This is a genomic window from Streptomyces sp. NPDC000134 (assembly GCF_042899225.1).
Taxonomy (GTDB): Bacteria; Actinomycetota; Actinomycetes; order Streptomycetales; family Streptomycetaceae; genus Streptomyces.
On sequence record NZ_JBIAZN010000019.1, the window covers coordinates 109090 to 128700 of the forward strand.

Below are 19611 nucleotides of genomic sequence, written 5' to 3' on the forward strand. Positions count from 1 at the left end.
TGGGGGCGCGTCGGATGAGCAGGACAGAGGTGGGGGGTGCAAGCCGAGCGACGCTCAGCAGCGGAAGACCTGCAGGGCCGCCGGGGTGCGGTCCGCCGAGGGTCTCGGCGGGTGCGGGTGCCCGGCGGCGGGCGCGGAGGATGCGGGGACGGCCGGGACGGGCCGTCCGGTCAGCGGTCGCTCGGCCGTCCCGTGGCCCGGGGCGGCGGCGGTGCGGTGCCGGTCGCGGGTGCGCGCGGGACCGGTCGGGTCGCCGGGCCGGCCGGCGTCGTGGCAGAGCACGGTCTCACCGCGCGGAGCCGTGCCGGGGGGAAGGACCCCGGGCTCGGCATTGGCCACGACTTGACGGCCGGTGTGCGCGGATGCGAAGGAAGCGTCGGATGCGAAGAGGGAGAGGGTGAGCAGACCGGCGGCGAGGAACGCGATCACGGTCCGGGCCGTCGCACCTCGGAACATGCGCCCCCTCCCGCCCTTCTCGTACCTATGGTGCAGACCAACACTTGGTCAATGGTTGGTCAAGAAGTACGTTAACCCGATGGAGGTCTTTGCAGGGTTAACTCCGTGTTGCGAAGCGAGAAGCGCCTGAAAAGCGCGGGGTCTTGGCTTGAACCCGGTCAGTCGCGGGGCGGTTCGACCAGCCGGGCCCCGTCCCGGGCCAGCGCGGTGAGCCGGGATATCGCCCGGAAGTACTTCTTGCGGTAGCCGCCCTTGAGCATGTCCTCGCCGAACAGTTGGTCGAAGGGCGCTCCGGAGGCCAGCACCGGCACCTCACGGTCGTACAGCCGGTCCGCCAGCACCACCAGGCGCAGCGCCGTCGACTGGTCCGGCACCGGACGCACCCCGGTCAGGCACACGGCCCCGAGGCCGTCGGTCAGCGCCCCGTAACGGCTCGGGTGGACCCGGGCCAGGTGGTCCAGCAGAGCGCCGAACGAGTCCAGGGACGCCCCCGCGGTCGCCTGCGCCGCCGCGGTCACCTGCTCCTCGGTGAACGGCGCGGGCGCCTCGGGCAGACCCCGGTGGCGGTAGTCCTCGCCGTCGATGCGCAGGGTGCGGAAGTGGGCGGACAGGCCCTGGATCTCCCGCAGGAAGTCGGCCGCCGCGAACCGGCCCTCGCCCAGCTTGCCGGGCAGCGTGTTGGAGGTGGCGGCCAGCGCCACGCCCGCCTCCACCAGCCTGCTCAGCAGGGTGGAGACCAGCACGGTGTCGCCCGGGTCGTCCAGCTCGAACTCGTCGATGCACAGCAGCTCGTGCCCGGACAGGGTCCGCACGGTCTGCTGGAAACCGAGGGCGCCGACCAGGTTGGTCAGCTCCACGAAGGTGCCGAACGCCTTGCGGGAGGGCTCGGCCTCGGTGGCGTGCCACAGGGAGGCCAGGAGGTGGGTCTTGCCGACGCCGTACCCGCCGTCGAGGTACACGCCGCGCGGGCCCGCCGGCGTCTTCGGCGCCCTGCTCCGGCCGAACCCGAACAGGCCGCGCCGACCGCCGCCCGCCGGGCGCCCGCCAAGTCCGGCCGCGAAGCCCTCCAGCACCTGGACGGCCTCGCGCTGGCTGGGCTGGGCCGGGTCCGGGACATAGGTGCCGAAGCGGACCGCGTCGAACCGCGGCGGCGGGACCATCTCGGCCACCAGTCGCTCCGCGGGAACGCGCGGCTCACGGGCGCACAGGGACAGCGGGGCGGTGTCCGCGGTCGGAGCGGAACCGGAGGCGGCGGGGCCGGAGGCCGGGGAGGGAGACGACACGGTTCACCATGCTAAATGCCGTGGAACACTGCACGGCATGCGACGCCTGTTCCCTGTGACCGACCAGACAGCAGCGCCGGACTCCGACCGGGAGTGGACTCTCACCGAGCTGGCCGCCGCGTACGCCTACCCGGGCGGCGGCGGCGACGGCCCCGGGGTGTGGCTGCGGGCCAACATGGTCGCCACCCTCGACGGTGCCGCCCAGCACGACGGCCGCTCCCAGCCCATCTCCAGCGCCGCCGACATGCGCGTCTTCGGCATCCTGCGGGCCCTGGCCGACGCCATCGTCGTCGGCGCCGAGACCGTCCGCGCCGAGGGCTACCGCCCGGCCCGCCCCCGCGAGGGGCTCGCGGAGCCGCGGCGGGCCGCCGGGCAGGGGCCGGTGCCGGTGATCGCGGTGGTCAGCGCCGGGCTGGACCTGGACTTCTCGCTGCCGCTGTTCACCTCGCCGCTGGTCCCCACGCTGATCCTCACCGGCGCCGCCGCGCCCTCCGACCGGATCGCCGCCGCCGAGAAGGCCGGTGCCCGGGTGCTGATCGCCGGGGACGGCGCCGGCGTCGACCCCGCCCGTGCCGTGCGCGCCCTGGCCGGCCTCGGGCACACCCGGCTGCTCACCGAGGGCGGGCCGAAGCTGCTCGGGCAGTTCGTCGCGGCGGGCGTCCTGGACGAGCTGTGCCTGACCGTCTCGCCGATGCTCACCGCGGGTGACGCGCAGCGGATCGCCGGAGGTCCCGCGATGGCGGTGCCGCGCCGGTTCGCCCTGACGTCCCTGCTGGAGGAGGAAGGTTTTCTCTTCAGCCGGTACCAGCGGGACTGACCGCGGCCGGACCGCGGCCGGACCCGCCGCCGCGGCTCCCCGGAAAACGACGGAATCTGCCGTTCCGCTTGCTCCGCGAGGGGCACACTGGTTCCGGCGGTTCCCGTACGGTCACGGGGCAGGATGGTTTCCGCAGGGCCGGGTAGCGGCTCACGGAGGGTGGGGCCGAAAAGGGCCCCTCGAAGGAGAAGGGGCGCCTGGTGTTCACAAGCGTTTTGATGATCGAGAAGGCCCTGACGTCCGCCGACGTGGAGTTCGTCACCACCTTGCACGGGGACGAGCCGGTCTCCTTCCAGGTGCTGCTCCAGCCCCGCGGCGACCAGGCCGACCGCCTGCTGCGGGCCATCGACGACGTCGCCCTCGGCGAACTGGACGAGGCCGTCCGCGAGGGCGAGACCCCCGAGGGCGAAGAGGCGCTGACCGTCGGCCAGCGCGCCCTGGAGGTCTCCCTCACCGCCCTGCACGCGGCGGGGCACCGGGCGGAGGGCAGGCTGGTCGAGGACCACCCGCTGGACGAGCTGAAGTCCCTGGTCGCCGAGTGCGGCGCCGACGAGGTGATCGTCCTGACCGACCCGCACTACGTGGAGGAGTTCTTCCACCGCGACTGGGCCTCCCGGGCCCGGCACAAGGTCGGCGTCCCGGTGCTCAAGCTGTTCTCGCACAGCAAGGCGTGAGGGAGGGCGGGACGACGCCGTCCGGGGCGCGGGGAACCCGCACGGCCGGCCGGGGCACGCGCGCACCCCGGCCGAGGTCGGCCCCCGCCCCCCGCACCGCATAGGCTGACCGCCGCAGACCCGCACGTACCGACCCGCACGCACAGGGAGACAACATGGCACCCGGCCTCCCCACCGCCATGGACCGACCGCACTTCATCGGCATCGGCGGCGCCGGAATGTCGGGGATCGCCAAGATCCTCGCGCAGCGCGGGGCCAAGGTGGCCGGCAGCGACGCGAAGGACTCCGCGACCGCCGAGGCCCTGCGCGCGCTCGGCGCCACCGTGCACATCGGGCACGCCGCCGAGCACCTCGCCGACGACGCGAGCTGCGTGGTGGTCTCCTCCGCGATCCGCGCGGACAACCCGGAGCTGGCCCGCGCCGCCGAACTGGGCGTCCCGGTCGTCCACCGCTCCGACGCCCTCGCCGCCCTGATGGACGGCCTGCGCCCGATCGCGGTGGCCGGCACCCACGGCAAGACCACGACCACCTCGATGCTGGCGGTCTGCCTGGCCGAGCTGGGCCTGGACCCGTCGTACGCCATCGGCGGCGACCTGGACGCGCCCGGCTCCAACGCCCTGCACGGCACCGGCGAGATCTTCGTCGCCGAGGCCGACGAGTCCGACCGCAGCTTCCACAAGTACGCCCCCGAGGTCGCGATCGTCCTCAACGTGGAACTCGACCACCACGCCAACTACGCGTCCATGGACGAGATCTACGAGTCCTTCGAGACGTTCGCGGCCCGGATCGTGCCCGGCGGCACCCTGGTGATCTCCGCCGACCACGAGGGCGCCCGGGAGCTGACCCGGCGGCTCGCCGGATCGGTGCGCACGGTGACGTACGGGGAGGCGGCCGACGCCGACGTGCGCATCCTGTCCGTGACCGCGCGGGGCCTGCGCAGCGAGGTCACCGTCCTGCTGGACGGCACCGAACTCTCCTTCACCGTCTCCGTGCCCGGCCGGCACTACGCCTCCAACGCCGTCGCCGCCCTCGCCGCCGGCGCCGCGCTCGGCGTCCCCGCCGCCGACCTGGCCCCCGCGCTCGCCGCCTACACCGGCGTGAAGCGGCGGCTCCAGCTCAAGGGCGAGGCGGCCGGCGTCCAGGTGATCGACTCCTACGCCCACCACCCCACCGAGATGACCGCCGACCTGGAGGCGATGCGCGCGGCGGCCGGCCAGGCCCGCATCCTCGTCGTCTTCCAGCCGCACCTGTTCTCCCGCACCCAGGAACTGGGCAAGGAGATGGGCCGGGCCCTCGCCCTCGCGGACGCCTCCGTGGTCCTCGACATCTACCCGGCCCGCGAGGACCCGATCCCCGGCGTCACCAGCGACCTGATCGTGGAGGCGGCCCGCGCGGCCGGCGCCGAGGTCACGCCGCTGTCCGACAAGGCCGAGGTGCCGGCGGCGGTGGCGGGAATGGCACGGCCCGGTGATCTCGTTCTCACCATGGGCGCGGGCGATGTCACCGACCTCGGCCCGCTCATCCTGGACCGTCTGCCGAAGCAAAGGGGCTGAAGTCTCATGTCGTACGCCGTCGAGAAGCCGGACGAGCAGTGGCGCGCGGAGCTGTCCCCGGCCGAGTACGCCGTCCTGCGCCAGGCCGGCACGGAGCCCGCGTTCACCGGTGAGTACACCGACACCAAGACCCGGGGCGTCTACTCCTGCCGGGCCTGCGGCGCCGAGCTGTTCACCTCGGACACGAAGTTCGAGTCGCACTGCGGCTGGCCGTCGTTCTTCGACCCGAAGGACACCGACGCGGTCGAGCTGATCGAGGACCGCTCCCACGGCATGGTCCGCACCGAGGTCCGGTGCGCGCGCTGCGGGTCCCACCTCGGTCACGTCTTCGCGGGCGAGGGCTACCCGACCCCCACCGACCAGCGGTACTGCATCAACTCCGTCTCGCTGCGGCTGACGCCCGCCGAGGACGCGGGCTGAGCGGGTCCGGCGCGGGCCGTGGCGGCCCGCCCCGCCTCGGCCGTGCGACCGTCACGGGAGGCGGGCGACCAGACCGGCCCAGGTGATGCCCACTCCGAAGCCGAGCAGCAGAGCCCGATCGCCCGGACGCACCGCTTTCGCGGCCATCAGGCTGTCGAGGGCGAGGGGAATGGAAGCCGCCGAGGTGTTGCCGTCCTCCGTGATGCTCGTGGCGAGGGCGACACGGTCGGGCAGTTCGAGGGCCAGCCGCCATTCGCGGATGAAGCGCAGATTGGCCTGGTGCGGTACGAGGGCGTCCAGGTCTTCCCAGGTCATCTGCGCGGCGGTCATGACCTTGCGGGCCACTTCCGGCATCAGCGGCCCGAACCGGCGGGCGAGGTCCCTGCCGTGCATGCGGACGAACTGCTGCGAGCCGGTCGGGTTGCGCTCGGGCGGCGCGGGCACCAGGACGAAGGACTCCTCCGCGGCGCCGTCCGCGCCCCACACCACGGGGCTGAAGCCCGGCTCCTCGCAGGCGCTCACCACCGCCGCGCCCGCGCCGTCGGCGAGGATCACCGCGGTGTCGCGGTCCAGCGGGTCGGTGATGTCGGTGAGGCGCTCGGTGGCCACGACGAGTACGTGGGTCGCGCTGCCGGCGGCGATCAGGCCGCTGGCGTGGGCGAGTCCGTAGACGAATCCGGCGCAGGCCGCCTGCAGATCGCTGGCGCCGGCGTGATCCGCCCCGATCCGCCGGGCCACCAAGGGCGCCAGGGCGGGTACCTGCCGGGTGTTCGTCATGGTGGCCAGGAGCAGGAAGTCCACCTCGGAGGCGGCGAGACCGGCCTGTGCCAGGGCGGCGCGAGCTGCCTCGCTCCCCATGTGCACGAGCGTCTCGTCCGCCGCGGCGTGGCGTCGGCGGCGCACACCCGTACGGGAGACGATCCATTCGTCGTCGATGCCGAAGCGTGCCGCTATCTCCGCGTTCTCCACCACGCGCCGCGGCCGGTAGACGCCCAGCCCGGTCATCTCGCCGGCCCGGCCGCGGGGCTTCGGCCAGGGATATCGGTTCACCACAGTGGCACCTCCCGTGTGCCGTGCCGCCAGTCGTTCTCGGTGTCGAGGCTCAGACCGTCCCCCGCGTTGTCGTGGGCCAGGACGACCGAGTACACGTCGATCGTCTCGGGCTGCCGCAGACGTGCGGGCAGATCGGCCTTCCGCAGGTCGTCGATGTCCCGGATGAGGCGGTGGCGGACCGTGACCGGCCCGTAGCGCCGCTCACCCTCCTCCTGGAGGAGGGTGAGGACCATCGTGTTGCTGTTGGGTGACGTGTGGCGACGCGTCTCCGCCCAGGTGTTGATCAGCGAATGCGCCCCGTTGATCAGCCGGAACAGGCTCAGGTTGCCGCGCATGCGCACCTTGTCGATGCACAACTGGCGGACCAGCGTGGGAATGACGTCCGGGACCAGCATCCACGCCGCGTCGCCGACGAAGGCCATGACGTTGCCCGGCCGGCTCGTCGCGATCGCCGGGACCGCGGAGAGGGCGTCGCCCATGAGCGAGCGTCCGTACCAGCCGGAGAAGCCGGGCCCGGTGCGTGCGAGGTTACGGACCGCGGACGCCCCTGCCCTTCCCACGTCGACCACACTGGTGTACGTGTAACCCACCGAGGTGATCAGGTGCTCGACGATGTCGTTCAACCGGTGGAAGAAGAACTCGGCTCCCATCGGGAAGACCCGGAGCCCCTCGTCCGCGTGGGCAGTTGCGCGTGCCTCCTCGATCGCGGCGCGGCGCGTCTCCAGCAGGTCGGTCCCGACGGAAACCCGACCGGCGAGCCATCGCAGAAACGGTTCGAGTTCGGCTTCCAGGGGGTGGGTCACGAAGGGCGCGAGATGGCGGGGGTTCCGGCTCACCTGCACGGTGCGCAGGCGCTCGGCCAGGACGGGTGCCGTGAAAGGCGTGACGGCCTCCTCCAGCCTGCTCGGCAGGAAGAAGACACACTGATCCTCCTTGGGACGCAGACCTGTGGCGTCGTGCAGGTAGTTGTAGACGGACGCCGAGTATCCGTACTTGCCCAGTGATCCCAGGTACGCGGGGACGACTTCTCCGTCGCGGTACCTGGCCACGGTGCCCGGCCTGGTCAGGGAGTCGCACAGCGCGGCCCCGCACCGCCGCGCCAGTTCGTGGCAGAGGTCGGACTCGCCCGCGGTCAGGCCGCCGCACTGCCACAGCAGCCGGGAGGGGCCGTCATTGATCAGGGAGAGCACCTCGGCCGCGTGGTCGCGGCGTGCCGTGATCCGGGCACGGGAGCGCGCCCGCGCCGCCGGCCTGCGCCGGGCAGCGGGGAACGGGACCTCGAAACCCTCGTCCTCGTAGGCGAGGACGGCCGGAGTCACCATCAGCACGACGGGTCCCGTACCGCGGTCGTACTCCTCGAAGGCTCGCGCCAGGTCCTGCCGCAGCCCGCCGGCGCTGTGCAGGTGGACGACCGGCAGCCCCCGTGCGGCGAACACGTCGTCGGAGTTCTCGTGTTCGTGGACGGTCCCCTGGAACGGGAACCACCCGCCCCTGACGTCGGCGAACAACAGGAAGCCCCGTGCCCCGGCGTACACGAGGTTGGCCAGTGTGCCGCGCAGTTCGTCGACCATGCCGCTTGTCGCGCAGATCACGAACGGAGCCCTGTCGAGAATCCACCGGGCCATCGACCCGCTGGCCAGCCCGTGTTCGTCGGGGGACCGGAGGACCGGGTTCCCGGTGGTCGCCGCGAGTTCCTCCAGATCGCTGACGAACCGGGCGGTGACACTGCCGGGGTAACTGCCGAACCCCCACTCGGCACCGGCGCGGGCGGTCAGGAACGAGTGCAGCGCGCGGGCCAGCGCCTTGGGTACTTTCGGTTCGGTCGGCCCGCTGCCGGGGCGCAGCCGTATCCGGGCGAAGTCCGCCAGCGCCGAGACGATGTCGGCGGACCAGACACCGGTCTCCGCCGGGACCTTCCGGTACCGGTAACGCCCCGTCACGTATCCGTGGTCGGGCATCTCGGCGGTGTAGACGAGTACGTCGTAGAAGAATCCCTCCGGCCGCACCTGTGCGGGCAGGGCGGAGAGGACCCGGGTGATCTCCTCCTCCAGTACGGGAGCGAACTCCTCGCGTCCACCGTCACCGGCCAGGACGACGACCAGTCGTCGCTGCACCGGCTGCCCCCCGGCGCCGTCGGTGCCCGGCCGCTCACCCAGTTCCCGCGCCAGGTCGGCGAGGGCGGCGGCACGCACGACGCGGACCGCGGAGCGGGCGAGGAGGGGACGCAGCACGGCGGCCGCGCGCCGGGCGCGCCTCGCGGTCGGTTCGTCGAGCCGCGGTCGCTCCGCGGCCGGCGTGGCCGTTCCCGTCGCCCAGCGGACCGCCGAGGTGACGGCCCGCTCCAGGCGTTCGTGGGAACCGACGGCCGCGACCACGAGCTGCGGCGCCGGAGGCGTGGTTCTCACACCGGTCCCTCCTGGCCGGAGCCCGGCCCTGCGAGGTGTTCGAAGGCGAGGACGAGACGAGGTCGACCAGTTCCCCGAAGGTCTCCACGGCTTCCAGGTCCTCGGTGCTCGCGGCCACCCCGTAGTTCCGGGCGACGCGGTTGTAGAGCTCGACACCGTGGATCGAGTCCAGACCGACCTCGGTCTGGAGGTTGGTGTCCCGCTGCACGTCGTCGACCGTGCGCCCGAGCAGGTCGGACATGATCGACGTGAGTACCTCGGCCGTCTTCTCCTTGTCGCCGAAAAGCTCGTGCGGTGCGTTCTCGGAGCCCATGCGTCTTCTCCTTCGCTCGTGTTCTCACTGTCGCGTCGTCATACGCCCATACCGAGGCCACCGCTCACCGGGACGACCGCCCCGGTGATGTAGGAAGCCTCCTCCCCGGCGAGGAAGCGGACGGCTTCCGCCACTTCCTCGGGTGCGCCCTGCCGGCCCAGAGGCGTCATGCTCACCAGTTGTGCGCGTCGTTCCTGGTCGAGGTCGTCCGTCATGCGGGTGTCGATGAGCCCCGGTGCGACCACGTTGACCGTGATGCCGTGCGGACCCAGCTCCCAGGACAGGGAGCGGGCGAGACCGACCAGGGCGGCCTTGGACGCGCTGTAGGCCGTCTGTCCCGCCGACCCGGTGAACCCCACGATCGAGGAGACCAGGACGACACGTCCCCAGTGCGCCCGCAGCATGCCGCTGACCGCGGCCTGCACCACGCGGAACGCGGCCGTGAGGTTCGTCTCGATGACCGTGTCCCAGGTGCTGCGGCTCGTCGCGTTCACCACCGATTCGCTCAGCACCCCCGCGTTCACCACGACGATCTCGGGACCCCCGTGTGCCGCCGTCACCGCCTCGACCGCGCGTTCCACGGACTCGTCGTCGGTGACGTCGCACCGGACGGCCAGGAGACCGGCGCGGGGATCGGCGTCCCGGTAGGTGACCGCGACGCGTCGGCCGGCCCGTGCGAGTGCGTGCGCACACGCCAGCCCGATGCCGCGGTTCCCGCCGGTCACGAGCGCCGAACGTGGTCCTGCGGGTGCGGACGGCCGACCTGGTGCTGTCTTGCCCGGCATGTGCGGCTCCTCGGATGTCGCCGTACTTGTCCGCAGGGGTGCCCGGCGCCGAGTCCCGTATGCGGTGCGGTGACGGCAGGTGTGTGAACGCGTTGAACGGCCCGGACGGCGGGGGCCGGTGGCCGTCCGGGCGGAGTACGGCCCCGGGCGACCGGCAGCGTCCCCGGCGGCGGTTCGGCGACGCCCAGGGAAGGGGGAGCGGCCGGTCGGTCACGCGGCGGAGCTGCCGCGGGGGGCCCCGCCGGCCCTCACCGGGCCGCGCGCAGCGGCAGCGTCACCGTGAACACCGTGGCGCCCGGCGCGCCGCCCAGCGTCACCGTGCCGCCGTGCGCCTCGACGAGGGAGCGGGCGACGGCCAGGCCCAGCCCGCTGCCGCCGCGGTCGCGGCTGCGGGCCTTGTCGACCCGGTAGAAGCGGTCGAAGATCCGGTCCCGGTCGGCGGCCGGCACGCCCGGCCCCGTGTCGGCGACCCGCACCTCGGCGGTGTCCGCCCCGGCCGTGACGGCCACCGACACCGACGTGCCCGGCGGGGTGTGCACGGCCGCGTTGGTGAGCAGGTTGTCCAGCACCTGCCTGATGCGCTGCGGGTCCAGCGGCAGCCTCGGCGCCTCGGGCCCCGTCCGCACCGTCAGCGAACGCCCCGGGTGGGAGGCGCGGAACGCGTCGGCCGCCTGCCGCACCAGCTCCGCCAGGTCGGTGTCCTCGCGCCGCAGCGGCGCCTCGACCTCGGCGGCGTCCAGTTGGGCGAGCAGCAGCAGGTCGTCCAGGAGCACCCCCATCCGCGCCGCCTCGGCCCGCAGCCTGGCCAGGTGCCGCTCCCGTTCCCCGGGCTCGTTGGCGGCGGCGTACTGGAAGAGGTCGGCGTAACCCCGTACGGACATCAGCGGGGTGCGCAGTTCGTGCGAGGCGTCGGCGACGAACCGGCGCAGCCGCCGCTCCGCCTCGGCGCGCACCGCGAGGGAGTCGTCGATGTGCTCCAGCATCGCGTTGAACGCGGTGCGCAGCTCCTCCACCTCGCGCCCGCCGGCCCGGCCGTCGGCGCGCAGCGGCAGTTGGGCCGCGGACTCGGTCAGGTCGTGCGAGGAGATGCCGTGCGCGGTGCGCGCCATCTCGCTCAGCGGGCGCAGCCCCCGCCGCAGCATCCGCCGCCCGCACACCACCAGCGCCAGCAGCGCCAGGCCGAAGGCGACCACCTGCACGGCGATCAGCCGGTCCATGGTGTTCTCGACGTCCCCCAGCGGCGCCGCGCTCACCAGCACCACCCCGGGCTCCACCTCGCAGGCCCGCAGCAGGTAGGGCCCGTGGCCGTCGATCCGCACGGTCCGGGTCAGGTCGCCGTCGGAGCGGGTCATCGCCTGGGCCAGGTCGGTCAGCGCCCGGCTGTCCGCCGGCACGTCGGCGGGCCGGCGCAGATCGGCGAAGTCGCCGGAGACGTCGTACACGGCCGTGTACCAGCCGTAGTACGGCTGCCGTTCGACCGTGCCGTGGGTCGCCGCGTCCTCGGACTGCACCACCTGCACCAGTCTCATCTGGTCGACCAGCCGCGCCTGGAGGTATTCGCGCATGTACGTGGTCAGCGCCGTGCCGACCACCGCGAACACCGCCAGCGACAGCACCCCGAGGCCGAGGGTGAGCCGGGTGCCCAGGTGCAGCCCGCGCCAGGCCCGCCACAGCCGCCGTATCACGGGGCGGCCCGCCGCAGCGCGTACCCGAAGCCGCGCACGGTGTGGATCAGCGGCTCCTCGCCGTCCCCGGCGTCGTCGAGCTTGCGGCGCAGCCGGCTGACGACCAGTTCGACCACGTTGGACCGGCCGCCGAAGCCGTACTCCCAGACGTGGTCCAGTATCTGCGCCTTGGTCAGCACGGTCGGCGACTTGCGCATCAGATAGCGCAGCACCTCGTACTCGGTCGGGGTGAGGGCGATCAGCGTCCCGCCGCGCCGCACCTCGCGGGTGTCCTCGTCCATCGTCAGGTCCCCGACCCGCAGCACCGAGCGGGCGAAGCCGGGCCCGGCGCTGCGCCGCAGCACGGTCCGCAGCCGCGCCATCAGCTCCTCCACCGCGAACGGCTTGACCAGGTAGTCGTCGCCGCCCCGGGTCAGCCCCGCGACCCGGTCGGCCACCTGGTCGCGGGCGGTGAGGAACACCACCGGCACCATCGTCCCCGAGCGGCGCAGCTCGTCCAGGACGCCGAAGCCGTCGATGTCCGGCAGCATCAGGTCGAGCACCACGATGTCCGGCCGGAACCAGGCGGCCGTGCGCAGCGCGTCCCCGCCGGAGTTCGCGGTGACCGCCTCCCAGCCCTCGTACCGGGCGACCGTGGCGACCAGATCGGCGATGGGCGGATCGTCGTCCACGACGAGGAGTCGTACTTTGTCCACCCGCTCATATTGCGCCACCCGCCCCCCGGCGCCGACCCCCCGGGCACCGCCGATCGCGATCGACAGGTGCCCGACAGCTCGCCGACAAGAAGACGACAGGCGGGGCGGGCACGGGCCCGGGGCATGGCGGCGGCGACCGCGGGAAGGGTGCCGGAGGCAGCACGTCTAGACTCGGGCGGCAACTGCCCGTACGACCTTGGGCCAGATGTCCCGGAGTTGTCCGCCCCACCCGAAGGGTTTTCGGCGTTTTGATACGGATGGAATCAGTCACCAAGCGGTATCCGGACGGGACGGTGGCGGTCGACCAACTGTCGCTGGACATACCCGACGGCTCGATCACGGTCCTGGTCGGACCCTCGGGCTGCGGCAAGACCACGACCCTGCGGATGATCAATAGGATGGTCGAGCCCACCGAGGGCACCATCCTCCTCGACGGCGCCGACATCCAGCGACAGCCCGTCACCACCCTGCGCCGCTCCATGGGATACGTCATCCAGAACGCGGGCCTCTTCCAGCACCGGACCATCGTCGACAACATCGCGACCGTGCCCCGGATGCTCGGCTGGGGCAAGCGGAAGGCGCGGGGCCGGGCGGCGGAGCTGATGGCACGGGTCGGCCTCGACCCCTCCCTCGCCGAGCGGTACCCCTACCAGCTCTCCGGCGGGCAGCAGCAGCGCGTCGGGGTGGCCCGCGCGCTCGCCGCGGACCCGCCGGTGCTGCTCATGGACGAGCCGTTCTCCGCCGTCGACCCCGTGGTCCGCAAGGGACTCCAGGACGAACTCCTGCGCATCCAGGACGAACTGGGCAAGACCATCGTCTTCGTCACCCACGACATCGACGAGGCCATCAAACTCGGCACCATGGTCGCGGTGATGCGCACCGGCGGCCGGCTCGCCCAGTTCGCGCCCCCCGCCGAACTGCTCTCCGCCCCCGCCGACGCCTTCGTCGAGGACTTCCTCGGCGCCGACCGGGGCGTGCGGCGCCTGTCCTTCTTCCCCTCCGCCGCGCTGGAGCTGACCACCGCCCCGGTGGTCCGGGCCGACGCCGGCCCCGAGCGGTTCGCCGCCGCCGACGCCCCCTACCTGCTGGTCACCGACGCCGACGGCCGCCCCCTCGGCTGGGGCACCCCGGCCGCCCTGGCCGCCGGGGACACCGCGCCGGACCGGCTGCTGCCGTACGGGCGGCCCTTCGTGCCCGGCACCGACTCGCTGCGCGCCGCCCTGGACTGCGCGGTGCTCTCGCCGACCGGCTGGGCGGTCGCCGTGGACGCCGACGGCCGGGTCACCGGCGTCGTCTCGCAGACGGTGATCGGCGAGGCGATCCGCGCCGCCCACGCGGCCGGCCCCGCGGACCACGCCGGGGTCGCCCCGTGAGCGGCTACTTCGACATCCCCAGCGACCTGCAGAACACCTGGGCCGGGCTGATCGGCCTGCATCTGCGCGAGGCCCTGCTGCCCGTGCTGGCCGGCCTGGTCCTCGCCCTGCCGCTGGCCCAGCTCTGCGTCCGCTTCCGCTGGCTGTACCCCCCGGTGCTCGGCGTGACGACCGTGCTCTACGCCGTCCCCTCGCTGGCGTTCTTCGTCGTGCTCATCGACTACACCGGCCAGACCGAGCTGACCGTGATGATCCCGCTGGCCGTCTACAGCCTGGTCGTGCTGGTCCCGGCCCTCGTCGACGGCGTCCGCTCGGTGCCCCAGGAGACCCTGGCCGCCGCCACCGCCATGGGCTTCGGGCCGGTACGCCGCTATGTCCAGGTCCAGTTGCCGATCGCCGTGCCCGCCATCGTGGCCGGGCTGCGGGTCGCCACCGTCTCCAGCATCTCCCTGGTCAGCGTCGGCGCCCTGATCGGCAACCAGGGGGCGCTGGGCAACCTGCTCGCCGCCGCCCAGAAGTACGACCGGCCCGAACTGGCCGTCAACTCCGTCATCACCACGGCCGTTCTCGCCATCGCCTGCGACGCCGCCCTGGTCGGCCTGCGCGTCCTGCTCACCCCGTGGATGCCCCGCGGCACCGCCACCCGGCGCCCGGCGGTGGCCAGGTGAACGTCCTGAACTTCGTCAACGCCTTCTTCAGCGACAGCGCCCACTGGCACGGCTACGACGGCATCCCGCAACGCCTGCTGGAACACGTCCAGTACTCGCTGCTCGCGCTCGCCCTGGCCGCCGCCATCGGCCTGCCCGTCGGCCTGTTCACCGGGCACACCGGGCGCGGCGGCAACGCGCTGGCGTTCATCGCCACCGCCGCCCGCGCGCTGCCCAGCTTCGGCCTGCTGGTGCTGATCGTCATCATGATGGGCTTCGGCCTGCTGCCCGTGATGATCCCGCTGGTGGTCCTCGCCGTCCCGCCGATCCTGGTCACCACCTACGAGGCGATCCGCTCCGTCGACCCCGCCCCGGTGGACGCCGCCCGCGGCATGGGCATGCACGAGTCCCGGGTGCTGTTCCAGGTCGAACTGCCGGTCGCCCTGCCGCTGATCCTCAGCGGACTGCGCTCGGCGGCCATCCAGATCGTCTCCACCGCCACCATCGCCGCCTACGTCAGCCTCGGCGGCCTCGGCCGCTACATCATCGACGGGCTCTACCAGCGCAACTACGAGAAGGTCGTCGGCGGCGCCACCCTGGTGGCCGTCCTCGCCCTGACCACCCTCGCCCTGTTCTGGGCGGCGGGCCGGTTCGCGGTCTCCCCCGGAGTGCGGCGGCGCTGACGCCCCGCCGCAGCGGCAGGCAAACCGTAATCAGGCCGTTCTTGACGCGAACAAGACCGGCTGGATTGGATCGTCGAATGACTTTCACCGCGCAGAGCAGCAGGTCCAGGACGAGGCACACCGGTGCGGCGGCCGTCGCACTCGCCGCCGCCGCGGCGCTGCTCGCGGGCTGTTCCTCCTCCGACGACACCTCCGACGACCCGCTGGCCGGCAAGAAGGCCGAGGCCGGCACCGTCGTCGTCGGCTCCAACAACTTCGCCGAGTCCACGCTCCTCGCCGACCTCTACGGCGAGGCGCTGCGGGCCAAGGGCGTCAAGGTCACCTACAAGCACAACATCGGCAGCCGCGAGACCACGTACGGCCTGATGAAGAACGGCTCCGTCACGGTCCTGCCGGAGTACAACGGCTCGCTGCTGGCCTACCTCGACTCCAAGGCCGAGCAGAAGTCCGCCGACGCGGTCAACGAGGCCGTCAAGTCCGAGCTCGACACGTCGCTGACCCTGCTGGAGTCCTCGCCCGCCGAGAACAAGGACTCGGTGAGCGTCAACGCGGCGACGGCCGAGAAGTACGACCTGACCGACTCCTCCACGCTCGCCGACCTCAAGGACATCGCCCCCGACCTGGTGATCGGCGGCTCCCCCGAGTTCCAGACCCGGCAGCAGGGCCTCAAGGGGCTGGAGTCGGTCTACGGGCTGAAGTTCAAGTCCTTCAAGGCGCTGGACGCGGGCGGCCCGCTGACCCAGGCGGCGCTGACCAAGAACACCGTGCAGGCGGCGGACATCTTCACCACCGACCCGGCCATCGTCAAGGAGAAGTTCGTCGTCCTGAAGGACCCGGAGAACCTCTTCGGCTTCGCCAACGTCACCCCGCTGGTCCGCAAGGACGACCTCCCCAAGGAGGCCGTCGACGCGCTGAACGCGGTCTCCGCCAAGCTGGACACCGAGACCCTGCGCGACCTGGACACCCAGATCCAGACGGACAAGAAGGACCCGCTGGACGTCGCCAAGGCGTGGCTCCAGTCGGCCGGCCTCATCTGATCCGCCCGCCCTCGTCGGCCCGGACGCTCGCGGACGCGATCAGCCGGTCGACGAGGGCGAGCAGCACGTCCCGGGAGGAGGCCCGCTCCCGGGCGTCGCACAGCACCACCTCCACCTGCTCCGGCAGCGCCAGCGCCTGACGGATCTCCTCGGGCGGATACGGATGCCGGCCGTGGAAGCCGTTGACGCCGACGACGAACGGGATGCCCCGCCGCTCGAAGAAGTCGATGGCGGCGAAGCTGCTGCGCGGGCGCCGCACGTCCAGCAGCACCACCGCGCCGAGCGCCCCGACCGCCAGGTCGTTCCACATGAACCAGAACCGCTGCTGACCCGGCGTGCCGAACAGATACAGCACCAGGTCCCGGCCGATGGTGATCCGGCCGAAGTCCAGCGCCACCGTGGTCGACCGCTTCTCCTCGATCCCGGCGAGGTCGTCCAGGCCCAGCCCCGCCACGGTGAGCGGCTCCTCGGTGCGCAGCGGGGCGATCTCGCTGACCGACCCGACCATGGTGGTCTTGCCGACGCCGAAGCCGCCGGCGATGAGGATCTTCACCGCGTCGGGCGCCGCCGGGGCGGCGTGCTCAGAGCCGGCCAAGGCCGTCCCTCACTTTCTGCAGCAGGTCCAGGTCCGGGGCGGAGCGCGTGACGGGGTGCGGCGGACGCGCGGTGATCCAGCCCGCCTCCAGCAGATCGCACAGCAGGATGACGACCACGCTCACCGGCAGGTCCAGCCGGGCGGCCAGTTCCGCCACGGCCATCGGCTCGGCGCACAGCTTCAGAATGCGCAGGTGCTCGGGCTGCGGACGCGGGGCCCGCGCGGGCGGCGGGTCCACCGCGGTCACCGTCGTGATCAGGGCGAAGTCGGCGCGACTGGGCCGGGTCCGGCCGCCGGTCAGGGTGAACGGCCGGACCAGCCTGCCCCCCGCGTCGCCTCCGCTCACCTCACTCGCCGGGGCCGGCGGCGGCCCGCGGCGCCGCGCTCAGATGCTCGCCGATCTTCTTCACCAGCATGTTCATCTGATACGCCACCACACCGACGTCGGCGTTCGGACCGGTCAGCACGACCAGGTGGGCGCCGGGGCCGGCGGAGGTCAGGATCAGATAGCCGTTGGCCATCTCGATCAGCGCCTGCCGGACCGGCCCGCCCCGGAAGTCCATGCTGACGCCCTTGCTGAGGCTCATCAGCCCCGAGGCGGTCGCCGCGAGGCGCTCCGCGTCGTCGCGCGGGAACCCGGTGGACTTGCTGACGACCAGCCCGTCCTCGGAGAGCACCACGGCCTGGCCCACGTCCGCGACCCGGTCCACGAGTCCGGTGAGCAACTGGTCCAGTCGGGTGTCGGTGGCGGGCGTGGGGCGTGTCATGGCGTGTCCTTCGTGAGCGGTCTGCGGGCGGAGCGGTCGTCGGTCCCGTCGGTCTCCTCGTCGGCCTCCCGGCCGCGCGCCTTGAGCGTCCCGCGCTGGAATCCCCCCAGGGAGGCGGCGGCGCGCTCGGCGCTGAAGTCGCCGTCGTCGTCGGCCGGTTCGGCGGCGGGCTCCTCCCGCAACTCGGCGGCGAGACTGGTCTGCGGCACCCGCCGGGGGAGCGGGGCGGGACCGCCGGGACGGGAGGGGGGAGCGGGGTCGACGGGAGCGGGGGCGACGGGTGTGGGGGCGACGGGTGTGGGGGCGGGGGCGGGTGCTGAATCGGGTGCGGGTGCGGGTGCGGAGGCGGAGGGGGGTGAGGCGGGCTGCCGTGCGGGTAGGGCACGCCCGTTCCCGTTCCCGTTCCCGTTCCCGGACTTGGGTTCCGGCGCGTCCCGTACCACCACCTCGTGCGGCACCAGCACGATCGCCGTGGTGCCACCGTACGGCGACGGCCGCAGCGTCACGCCGATGCCGTGCCGGTGCGCGAGACGGGCGACGACGAACATGCCGAGCCGCAGGTCGTCGGCGAGCGCCACCACGTCGAACTGCGGTGCCACCGCCAACTGGGCGTTGAGCGAGGCGTACTCCTCCTCCGACAGGCCGAGCCCCCGGTCCTCGACCTCGACGACGAGCCCCGTGCCGGCCATCGCGGCGCGCACCTCCACCGGACTGGGCGCCGGGGAGTAAGCGGTGGCGTTCTCGATCAGCTCGGCCAGCAGATGGATCACGTCGGCCACCGCGGGCGGCGCGAGGTACACCTCCTCGTCGGTGCGCACCTCCACCCGCCGGTACTCGGCGACCTCGCCGACCGCGCCGCGCAGGATGTCGACCAGCGCGACCGGCTCCCGCCAACTGCGCTTGGGCTGCTCACCGGCGATGATGACGAGGTTCTCCTCGTACCGCCGCAACTGACTGGCCGTGGAGTCCAGTTCGTACAGGCCCTTGAGGACCTCCGGGTCGCTGTGCTCGCGTTCCAGCGCGTCGAGCCTGCCGAGCTGCCGGTTGACGAGGTTCTGGCTCTCCCGGGCGATGCCGAGGATGACCTTCTGGAAGCCGCGCCGGGTGTCGGCGAGTTCGACGGCGGTGTTGACGGCCGTGCGCTGCGCGATGTTGAACGCCTGTGCGACCTCGCCGAGTTCGTCCCGTCCGTAGTCCAGCGGCGGGGCCGCCGAGTCCACGTCGACGGTCTCGCCGCGCTCCAGTTGGGCGACCACGTCGGGCAGCCGTTCCCGGGCCAGGCTCAGGGTGGCCCGGCGCAGGCCGCGCAGCCGGCGGGAGAGCGAGCGGGTGATCCGCCAGGACAGCACCACGCAGAGCAGCAGGGCGAGCAGCCCGCCCGCGCTGAGCGAGGCGGCGGTGAGCAGCAGCCCGTGCGCCTCGTCGGCGCTGCGGTCCAGCAGGTGCGCGGTCTGCCGCTGGATCAGCGCCGCGTACCGCGCGGAGACCCGGTCCATCGCGGCGGCCCACCGCTGCCGGGCGTCCGGCAACCGGACCGTGCCGTCGCCGCCCGTCGCGCGGGCCGCGAGCACCTGGTCCTCGACCGCCTCCAGGGCCGCCCACTCGGCGCTGCGCAGGATGCGCTCGGCCTCGGTCCGGGCGCCGCCGCGCAGCGAGGGCATGATCTGGTCCCGGACCAGCCAGCGCCGGGTGTGCACCAGTTGCGCGAAGTCCGCCCACTCCTTCGCGCCGAGCCGTCCGCCGGGCCAGGCGAGGGTCAGCTCGGCGTCCTCCTGGGAGACCAGTTCCGCCGCGTGTTCCAGGGCGACCAGCGGGCCGGCCTGCGAGGTGAGGTCGCCGTCGTCGACCTGCGACAGCTCCTGGAAGGCGTGGATCTGCTCGTCGATGATCGACGTGTACTGGTCCAGCGCCTGCTCGGCGGTGATGTCGGTGGGGTCGTCGACCTGATCGCGGTAGTACTCCAGGCTGCCCAGCGAGCCCAGCACCGAGTACAGCTTCTCCGAGACCCGGTCGGGCGCCTCGTGGATGGCGTCGGACCGGCCGGACAGCTCGGCGACGGCCCGGTCGGTCCGCACGCGCCGGGCGTCCAGGGCCTCGCGGGAACCGCCGGGCGCGGCGAGCCACTCGGCCGACACCCTGCGCTCGCGCTGGAGGGCGAGGGTGGCCTCGGTGCCCATGGCGCCGGTGGACCGGCTCAGCTCGGTCTGCGCCCGCAGCCGCAGGCCCTCGGAGAACATCTGGGTGGTCGTCACGCCCCACATCGCGGCCAGGGTGACGCAGGGCACCACCGCCAGCAGGATCAGGGAGAGCCGTATCGAGCCGAGGCGCCGCCGGGCGTCCGTCCGTTCAGACATCGTGCTCCCGGTCGGT

At 72.9% G+C, this 19611-nt stretch carries 19 protein-coding genes and 1 pseudogene; 8 read left to right on the forward strand and 12 right to left on the reverse strand.

Annotated features, from left to right (window positions below; all coding sequences use genetic code 11):
• Positions 1 to 54: 54 nt before the first annotated feature.
• Entirely contained in the window at positions 55 to 456 is a 402-nt protein-coding gene (locus ACFY32_RS26195) for a hypothetical protein (protein ID WP_359202722.1), read from the reverse strand.
• Between the two features lie 158 nt (positions 457 to 614).
• Positions 615 to 1739 (reverse strand): cell division protein ZapE, encoded by a 1125-nt coding sequence (gene zapE, locus ACFY32_RS26200; RefSeq protein ID WP_390675403.1) that lies wholly within the window; start codon positions 1737 to 1739, stop codon positions 615 to 617.
• A gap of 37 nt (positions 1740 to 1776) precedes the next feature.
• Here zapE and ACFY32_RS26205 point away from each other — a divergent pair, with 37 nt between their 5' ends.
• The 4 genes from ACFY32_RS26205 (at position 1777) to msrB (ending at position 5203) form a co-directional block, all read left to right on the forward strand.
• Positions 1777 to 2556 (forward strand): pyrimidine reductase family protein, encoded by a 780-nt coding sequence (locus ACFY32_RS26205; RefSeq protein ID WP_390675404.1) that lies wholly within the window; start codon positions 1777 to 1779, stop codon positions 2554 to 2556.
• Positions 2557 to 2756: 200 nt separating this feature from the next.
• Positions 2757 to 3230, forward strand: coding sequence for an indole-3-glycerol phosphate synthase (locus tag ACFY32_RS26210; protein ID WP_359202714.1), 474 nt, complete (start codon positions 2757 to 2759; stop codon positions 3228 to 3230).
• Between the two features lie 155 nt (positions 3231 to 3385).
• Positions 3386 to 4783: a UDP-N-acetylmuramate--L-alanine ligase gene (gene murC, locus ACFY32_RS26215; RefSeq protein WP_390675405.1), complete on the forward strand. Its 1398-nt coding sequence runs from the start codon at positions 3386 to 3388 to the stop codon at positions 4781 to 4783.
• 6 nt (positions 4784 to 4789) lie between these two features.
• Positions 4790 to 5203, forward strand: a complete 414-nt coding sequence (gene msrB / locus ACFY32_RS26220; RefSeq protein WP_359202708.1) for a peptide-methionine (R)-S-oxide reductase MsrB — start codon at positions 4790 to 4792, stop codon at positions 5201 to 5203.
• Between the two features lie 51 nt (positions 5204 to 5254).
• Here the strand turns inward: msrB and ACFY32_RS26225 are convergent, their stop codons facing one another.
• The 6 genes and pseudogenes from ACFY32_RS26225 to ACFY32_RS26250 form a co-directional block, all read right to left on the reverse strand.
• On the reverse strand, positions 5255 to 6253 hold the full coding sequence (locus tag ACFY32_RS26225; RefSeq protein WP_390675406.1) for a beta-ketoacyl-ACP synthase 3: 999 nt from the start codon (positions 6251 to 6253) through the stop codon (positions 5255 to 5257).
• On the reverse strand, positions 6250 to 8661 hold the full coding sequence (locus ACFY32_RS26230) for a hypothetical protein (protein ID WP_390675427.1): 2412 nt from the start codon (positions 8659 to 8661) through the stop codon (positions 6250 to 6252). Before ACFY32_RS26230 ends, ACFY32_RS26225 begins: the two co-directional genes overlap by 4 nt.
• A gap of 67 nt (positions 8662 to 8728) precedes the next feature.
• A pseudogene (locus ACFY32_RS26235) lies at positions 8729 to 8974 on the reverse strand (acyl carrier protein); the annotation flags it as partial.
• Positions 8975 to 9012: 38 nt separating this feature from the next.
• Positions 9013 to 9759 (reverse strand): 3-oxoacyl-ACP reductase FabG, encoded by a 747-nt coding sequence (fabG, locus tag ACFY32_RS26240; protein WP_359202696.1) that lies wholly within the window; start codon positions 9757 to 9759, stop codon positions 9013 to 9015.
• A gap of 248 nt (positions 9760 to 10007) precedes the next feature.
• Entirely contained in the window at positions 10008 to 11444 is a 1437-nt protein-coding gene (locus ACFY32_RS26245; RefSeq protein WP_390675407.1) for a sensor histidine kinase, read from the reverse strand.
• Positions 11441 to 12139, reverse strand: coding sequence for a response regulator transcription factor (locus ACFY32_RS26250; RefSeq protein ID WP_359202690.1), 699 nt, complete (start codon positions 12137 to 12139; stop codon positions 11441 to 11443). Before ACFY32_RS26250 ends, ACFY32_RS26245 begins: the two co-directional genes overlap by 4 nt.
• A 248-nt stretch (positions 12140 to 12387) precedes the next feature.
• Here ACFY32_RS26250 and ACFY32_RS26255 point away from each other — a divergent pair, with 248 nt between their 5' ends.
• The 4 genes from ACFY32_RS26255 to ACFY32_RS26270 all read left to right on the forward strand — a co-directional run bounded on the left by ACFY32_RS26255 (position 12388) and on the right by ACFY32_RS26270 (position 15879).
• Positions 12388 to 13512, forward strand: a complete 1125-nt coding sequence (locus tag ACFY32_RS26255; protein ID WP_359202687.1) for an ABC transporter ATP-binding protein — start codon at positions 12388 to 12390, stop codon at positions 13510 to 13512.
• Complete coding sequence (locus ACFY32_RS26260) at positions 13509 to 14180, forward strand: ABC transporter permease subunit (RefSeq protein WP_359202684.1); 672 nt, start codon at positions 13509 to 13511, stop codon at positions 14178 to 14180. Before ACFY32_RS26255 ends, ACFY32_RS26260 begins: the two co-directional genes overlap by 4 nt.
• Entirely contained in the window at positions 14177 to 14842 is a 666-nt protein-coding gene (locus ACFY32_RS26265) for an ABC transporter permease (RefSeq protein ID WP_359202681.1), read from the forward strand. The genes ACFY32_RS26260 and ACFY32_RS26265 overlap by 4 nt, the downstream gene beginning before the upstream one ends.
• Positions 14843 to 14919: 77 nt before the next feature.
• Positions 14920 to 15879 (forward strand): ABC transporter substrate-binding protein, encoded by a 960-nt coding sequence (locus ACFY32_RS26270; RefSeq protein WP_359202678.1) that lies wholly within the window; start codon positions 14920 to 14922, stop codon positions 15877 to 15879.
• On the opposite strand, the gene ACFY32_RS26275 is transcribed toward ACFY32_RS26270, so the two are convergent.
• From ACFY32_RS26275 to ACFY32_RS26290, 4 genes are read right to left on the reverse strand one after another with little or no spacing between them, the layout of a single operon-like run.
• Positions 15872 to 16474, reverse strand: coding sequence for an ATP/GTP-binding protein (locus tag ACFY32_RS26275; RefSeq protein WP_359202675.1), 603 nt, complete (start codon positions 16472 to 16474; stop codon positions 15872 to 15874). The genes ACFY32_RS26270 and ACFY32_RS26275 overlap by 8 nt on opposite strands.
• Positions 16461 to 16820: a DUF742 domain-containing protein gene (locus tag ACFY32_RS26280; protein WP_390675408.1), complete on the reverse strand. Its 360-nt coding sequence runs from the start codon at positions 16818 to 16820 to the stop codon at positions 16461 to 16463. Before ACFY32_RS26280 ends, ACFY32_RS26275 begins: the two co-directional genes overlap by 14 nt.
• Position 16821: 1 nt before the next feature.
• Positions 16822 to 17241 carry a roadblock/LC7 domain-containing protein gene (locus ACFY32_RS26285; RefSeq protein WP_359202669.1) on the reverse strand — a complete coding sequence of 140 codons (420 nt, stop codon included), beginning with the start codon at positions 17239 to 17241 and terminating at the stop codon, positions 16822 to 16824.
• Positions 17238 to 19595 (reverse strand): nitrate- and nitrite sensing domain-containing protein, encoded by a 2358-nt coding sequence (locus tag ACFY32_RS26290; RefSeq protein ID WP_390675409.1) that lies wholly within the window; start codon positions 19593 to 19595, stop codon positions 17238 to 17240. The genes ACFY32_RS26285 and ACFY32_RS26290 overlap by 4 nt, the downstream gene beginning before the upstream one ends.
• Positions 19596 to 19611 lie beyond the last annotated feature (16 nt).